At 35.7% G+C, this 5,939-nt stretch carries 6 protein-coding genes; all 6 read left to right on the forward strand.

What is annotated here, in order from left to right:
• The first annotated feature begins 168 nt into the window (after positions 1–168).
• Positions 169–294: a hypothetical protein gene (locus ACH2CJ_RS15860; protein ID WP_394993932.1), complete on the forward strand. Its 126-nt coding sequence runs from the start codon at positions 169–171 to the stop codon at positions 292–294.
• Between the two features lie 51 nt (positions 295–345).
• The gene (locus ACH2CJ_RS15865) at positions 346–2,484 is read left to right on the forward strand and encodes a molybdopterin-dependent oxidoreductase (RefSeq protein ID WP_394993933.1); all 2,139 of its coding nucleotides are present in this window, start codon (positions 346–348) and stop codon (positions 2,482–2,484) included.
• A gap of 204 nt (positions 2,485–2,688) precedes the next feature.
• Positions 2,689–3,861 (forward strand): DUF1624 domain-containing protein, encoded by a 1,173-nt coding sequence (locus ACH2CJ_RS15870; RefSeq protein WP_394993934.1) that lies wholly within the window; start codon positions 2,689–2,691, stop codon positions 3,859–3,861.
• 27 nt (positions 3,862–3,888) lie between these two features.
• The gene (locus ACH2CJ_RS15875; RefSeq protein WP_394993935.1) at positions 3,889–4,413 is read left to right on the forward strand and encodes a GNAT family N-acetyltransferase; all 525 of its coding nucleotides are present in this window, start codon (positions 3,889–3,891) and stop codon (positions 4,411–4,413) included.
• 129 nt (positions 4,414–4,542) lie between these two features.
• Positions 4,543–5,661: an alpha/beta hydrolase gene (locus ACH2CJ_RS15880; protein ID WP_394993936.1), complete on the forward strand. Its 1,119-nt coding sequence runs from the start codon at positions 4,543–4,545 to the stop codon at positions 5,659–5,661.
• A gap of 14 nt (positions 5,662–5,675) precedes the next feature.
• Positions 5,676–5,939 (forward strand): tetratricopeptide repeat protein (locus tag ACH2CJ_RS15885; protein ID WP_394993937.1); only part of this gene is annotated, 264 nt, incomplete at its 3' end.

The raw sequence follows: 5,939 nt of genomic DNA on the forward strand, positions 1-5,939 counted from the left end.
AGGTGAGTATAAATTGTAAGATTCTTAACAAATTTGCTCAACTTGGATTACCTGAATCACAGAAAATTATCACTTAATTCAACCGTTGCAACAAAGTCAATTGAAGGCGGGATTGTAGTATTTACTCCCTATTTACCCTATTTTTTAATCAAGAAAACAAATTTTAAAATGAAAATAATCCTCCTATTTATCGGTGAACACGTGATGGTTAACGGAAGTTTTGTGTTGAAAAATGGAAAAACAGTTTCTGATATTTTTCCTGAGCAAGCGGTGTATGGGAAGTTTAAAAAGTAATTAAGCCCTTCAGTATTTTCACTATTTTTACATACAAAATCAATTTTAATAATGAAAAGAAGAACCTTTATTGAATTAAGCACTCAAGGAATAGCTGGTCTCGGGATTATTCCATTGATATCCTCTTCGTGTGCTGAAAAAAATGATACCAAAACGGTTAATGGTGCTTGTTGTCTGGATTGCCCAGACTCATGTAGTTGGCAAGTAACTGTTTCAAAAGATAAAGTGACTGAATTTAAAGCCAATAACGATAACCCTTACACCGCTGGGAAACTCTGCAATAAAATGGCGGATTATCCAACAAGTGTCACTTTTAATCCTAAAAGATTACTTAATCCTTTAAAAAGAGCAGGTAAAAAAGGAGAAGGTAAATTTAAAGAAATAACTTGGGATAAAGCCATTTCTGAAATTAGTGCAAAATTAAAAACGATTATAAAAGAAAAAGGTGGTGAGGCAATCATGCCATTCAGTTATGGTGGAAATGAAGGTAAAGTTCAAGGCAATGCTGGCGACAATTTCTTTGCTCATATTGGTGCTACAGAATTGGAAAGAACTATTTGTGGCGATGCAATTGTAGCGGGGATTATGGCTACAAATGGGCAAACAATGGGAGTGCTTCCTGAAGACATTATTCATAGCCAATATATCATTTTGTGGGGTACAAATACCGTTCATTCAAACCAACATTTGTGGCCATTTATACAAAAAGCCAAAGCAAAAGGTGCAATTGTGGTCGTTATTGACCCATTTCAGTCGCAAACGGCGTTTTTAGCCGATTGGCATATTCAACCTTTGCCAGGCACTGATACGGCTTTGGCTTTGGGACTTATCCATATTATTTTAAAAGAAAAACTTCAAGACCAAGATTATATTGAAAAATATACAGCAGGTATTGAAGAATTAACCAAGCACATAGAAACGTATTCTCCTAAAACCGTTGCTGAAATAACAGGCTTAGACGAAACAACTATCTTAAAATTAGCCCATGAATATGCCAAAGGAAAACCTTCCCTAATAAGAGTTTTGATTGGTTTGGAACATCAAACAAATGGTGCAAGTGCTGCAAGAGTCATAGCTATGTTACCAGCCTTAACAGGAGCATGGAGGCAATTAGGCGGTGGACTAATGAACATGACTTACGAACTCTTTGGCAATGCCTTTAATAACAAAATCCTTGATATTCCCGAAGCATTAAAAAATAAAAAAACAAGGAAAATAAATATGGTTCAATTGGGTAAAGCATTGACTGCCAGTGACTTAAATCCAGAAATTCAAGCATTAATCGTTTTTAATTCCAATCCAGCAGTAACGATGCCCAATCAAAATTTAGTGGTAAAGGGTTTGCAAAGGAAGGATTTATTAACTATTGTATTGGACCATTTTATAACAGATTCGGCTCGTTATGCTGATTATGTATTCCCAGCCACGACGGCTTTAGAAAATTGGGATATTTTAGCTTCTTACGGCACACCTTACCTAAATATCAACGAACCTGCCATTAAGCCTTTGGGTCAAGCTAAAACCAATACCGAGTTCTTTCGATTACTTTCTAAAGAAATGGGTTTTAATGAGAATTATTTATATCATTCTGATTTGGATATAGTGAAAGGTTTATTAGATAGCGACAAACCATATTTAAGAGGAATCTCTTTTGAGTCGCTTAGAAAAACAGGGTGGGCAAAAATGAATATACCTGAAAAATGGATGCCCCACGCAGAAGGTAATTTTGGTAAAAAAGATGGAAAATGCCTGTTTTACAATCCAGAAATAACCCCAGCTTTACCAGATTATATCCCTTTTGCGTATTCAGAGAAGGAGCGAACACAATTCCCGCTGCATTTATTGACGATAAAGTCAACCAAAAACTTTTTGAATAGTACACGTGCCAATCACGAAATGCACATTCAAAAAGAAGGAAAACCTTTTTTAGATATGAACGAAGAAGATGCCAAAGCAAGAAACTTAGTAACAGGAGACGACATCAAAGTATTCAACCAAAGAGGCGAAGTTTATTTAAACGTTCGTATCAAAAACAAAGTGAGAAAAGGCGTAGTCTGTATGCCTCAGGGTTTTTGGTCTTCTTTAATGAAGGTAGGTTCATCAGCCAACGCCCTCACACACGATGTACTCACAGATATGGGGGGAAGTGCTGCATTGCAAGAGGCGAGGGTCGAAGTTATGAAAGTTTGATTGGTTTTCCAAGGTGGCTTGTGGTACGCAAGACACATTTTGTAGTGTTCTGTGAGCCACAGACTAAATAACCCAAATGCAGGCTTTGCGTCATGCGAAGCCTGCATTAAAAAAAACGAAGAGGCTGAAAATCCAAATTCAACATCGAAAACCTCCTCAGTATTTTTCTATTTTTTAGTCAATAAAACAAATTTTAAAAATAAAATGACAACAATCACAAACCCCAGAATAGAAACGCTCGACCTATTAAAAGGCTTAGTGATTGTAATCATGGCAATTGACCATGTGAGGGATTATTTTCATAATTCATCATACCTTTTTGACCCAACCGACCCGACACTCACAACTATTCCACTTTTTTTGACAAGGTTTATCACTAACTTTTGTGCCCCTGCATTTAGTTTTTTAGCGGGACTTTCAGCTTTTATAGTTGGCAGAAGAAAAATACCTGCAGAGTTATCCAGTTTCTTGCTCAAACGTGGACTTTGGTTAGTTTTTGTAGAACTGGTAATTATGAGTTTTGGCTGGTGCTTTGATATTACTTTTAAATCTGTTCATTTTTCAGTGGTATGGTCGTTAGGAATAAGCATGATTTTTTTAGCCGGACTTATACATCTTCCTAAAAAAGTTATCCTCATTTTTAGTTGCACATTGATTTTTGGGCATAATTTGCTTGATAATATTCACTTTGACAATAGTATTTTATGGGCATTTTTACACGAACGTAAACCATTTTTGACAACACCAGACCATATTTTCAGAGTCGGCTATTCAATAATACCGTGGGTTGCTGTCATGTCGTTGGGTTATTACTTTGGTTCATTTTATAACAAGACTTACGACCCTTTAAAACGTAAGAAACTATTTAACATCATTGGCATTGCGGCAATCGTATTTTTTGTAGTGCTACGAAGTATAAATGTTTATGGAAATAAATTACCGTGGGAAGATTACGGAAATTTGAAGCAATCCCTATTTTCATTTTTAAATCTCAGCAAATACCCTCCTTCGCTTTCCTTTTTATTGGTAACATTGGGCGGTGCTTTACTGTTTTTGGCTAATTCGGAAAAACTAAAAGGCAAAGTCGTCAACTTCTTTTGTGTATTTGGCAGAGTGCCATTTTTCTTTTACATCATACATATTTATCTTATTCATTTGTTGGCACTTATCACTGCCGAGTTTACAGGTTTTGGTTGGCAAAAAATGATTTTGCCTGCCTTACCATTTAGAGTAGAAGCATTAAAAGGTTTTGGCTTCAATCTTTTTATCGTTTATCTGATTTGGATTTTAGTTATTGCTGTGCTTTATCCATTGTGCAAAAAATTTGATAGCTACAAACAAGCCCATAAAGAAAAGTGGTGGTTGAGTTATTTGTAATAAAATCATTAATTCAAAAAAATACTTATGAATACTAACTCGATTATTAAAATTCGTGATGCCAGGCTTCCCAATGATATTGATTTTATCAAAAAATTGTGGACAGATTATTTAACTTGGGGAAACGATAAAATGCAAATGCTTTATGGTGTACATCCACACAATCCAACAGAAGCAGTTAAAGACGATATTAAAAAAATCGACAAATTTCTACCACCAAACGGACGGCTTATCATGGCATTTGTTGATGAAAAAGCCTGCGGAATAGGATGCCTAAAAAGTATCAATGAAGAAATTGGCGAAATCAAACGAATGTATCTTGATCCATCTTTCAGGCAAATTGGAGCGGGAAGAGCTATTCTCCAAGCACTATTAAATGCTGCAAAAGAAACCGGTTACAAAAAAGTGCGATTGGATAGCCCCAAATTTATGGAAGCGGCTCATACTCTTTACCGAAGTGTTGGTTTTAAAGACATTGAACCTTATCCAGAAATGGAAATTCCACAGGAGTTTAAAGACTATTTATTGTTTATGGAAATAGATTTATCGTAATACTTTATGCAAAAAAATTGATAGCTATAAATAAGCCCACGAAAAAAAAAGTGGTTGAGTTATTTGTGAAATGTAGTTTTACCCCCTCAGTATTTTCTCTATTTTCTAATCAATTAAACAGTTTTTAAAATGAAAATTAAGCATTCTTTCCTATTCACGCTTCTTTTGGTTGTTTTTAAATCAAAAAGCATATATGCTCAGGGCTTTCCGAAGGTAAAAGAAAGCACTGTACCTTCTACTATTTTAAAAAAAGATGTAAAACTCATTGTGCGTCTGCCTGAGAGTTATGAAACGTCTAAAAAAACATATCCAGTCTTGTATTTTTTAAACGGAATGGATAAAACAGTGGAGGAAGTATCCACTATGTCCCAGAAACTACAGGGCGATAAAAACACGTCCGAAATGATTGTAGTGGGTATTGACATTAAAGATGAAAATATAGATAGAATGCCCGACAAAGCACATTCTGATAAAATATTATCCTATTTTGAAAAAGAATTGATACCTGCTATCACTAAAAAATACCGTGTAAATGGGCAAAAGATATTGTATGGCAAATCGCTATCGGGCTCATTGACGTTGTATGCTTTTCTGAATAAACCGACATTATTCAATGGCTACATCGCTGCCAGTAAACAATGGTATGAAAAAAACAACGATTATTTCACGGCTTTAGCTAAAAAATCATTGCAAAATCCCGAAAACTTTAAAAGTAGAAAAATCTTTTTAGCTACTTTAAATGGGGCTTATAACAATAATAATATACCTGAAGTGGACAATCAAATGACGGCTTTTTCAAAATTACTGATGTCCAAATCAGGCAATAAAATTTCAGCTAAATACCAAGCTTTCGACGATTGGGGCATAGAGCCGCAGCCAAGTTTTAATAATGGATTGTTGTTTGTATCCCCAAAACCCAAAACCGCTTCGCTGACTATGACGCAAAACACCAATGGAAAATGGGTGATTATGGACAGTAAAAAAACAACCCTTTACGAAGTATTTCCTTACGATAATGGACCCGATTCACCCTCCGAGGGTTTGATAAGAGTTGTAAAAAATGGTAAAATCGGTTATGCTGATGCCAAGACTTATACTATTGTCATTACCCCTCAGTTCGACTGTGCTTTCCCTTTCGAAAATGGCAAAGCGAAGGTCAGTAATCAGTGTAAAACCATTAAAGATGGTGAGCACAGCATTTGGACAAGTGATGCATGGCAATATGTGGATAAGAAGGGGAAATTTTAAAACTGCATATATCTTTGAAACTTGTTGCCCTCCTGCCACGCTCCACTCGCAATGACTTTTTGCAAGGACAACAACTTGTGCAGACTCGTACTAAAGAGAAAATTGAAGCCAGTATTACAAAATTCGACGATGCCATCAAACTCGACCCTGTATTTGCCGATGCTTATGCCAATAAAGCAGTTGCCTATTTTTTGATGGGTGAAGACCAACTAATGGACGTAGAAACTTCCTATAAGATGGCAGAAAAAAATGCCCTAACTGCCATCAGAATTGATACC

The sequence above is a fragment of the Emticicia sp. genome (assembly GCF_043780375.1).
Classification (GTDB): domain Bacteria; phylum Bacteroidota; class Bacteroidia; order Cytophagales; family Spirosomataceae; genus Emticicia.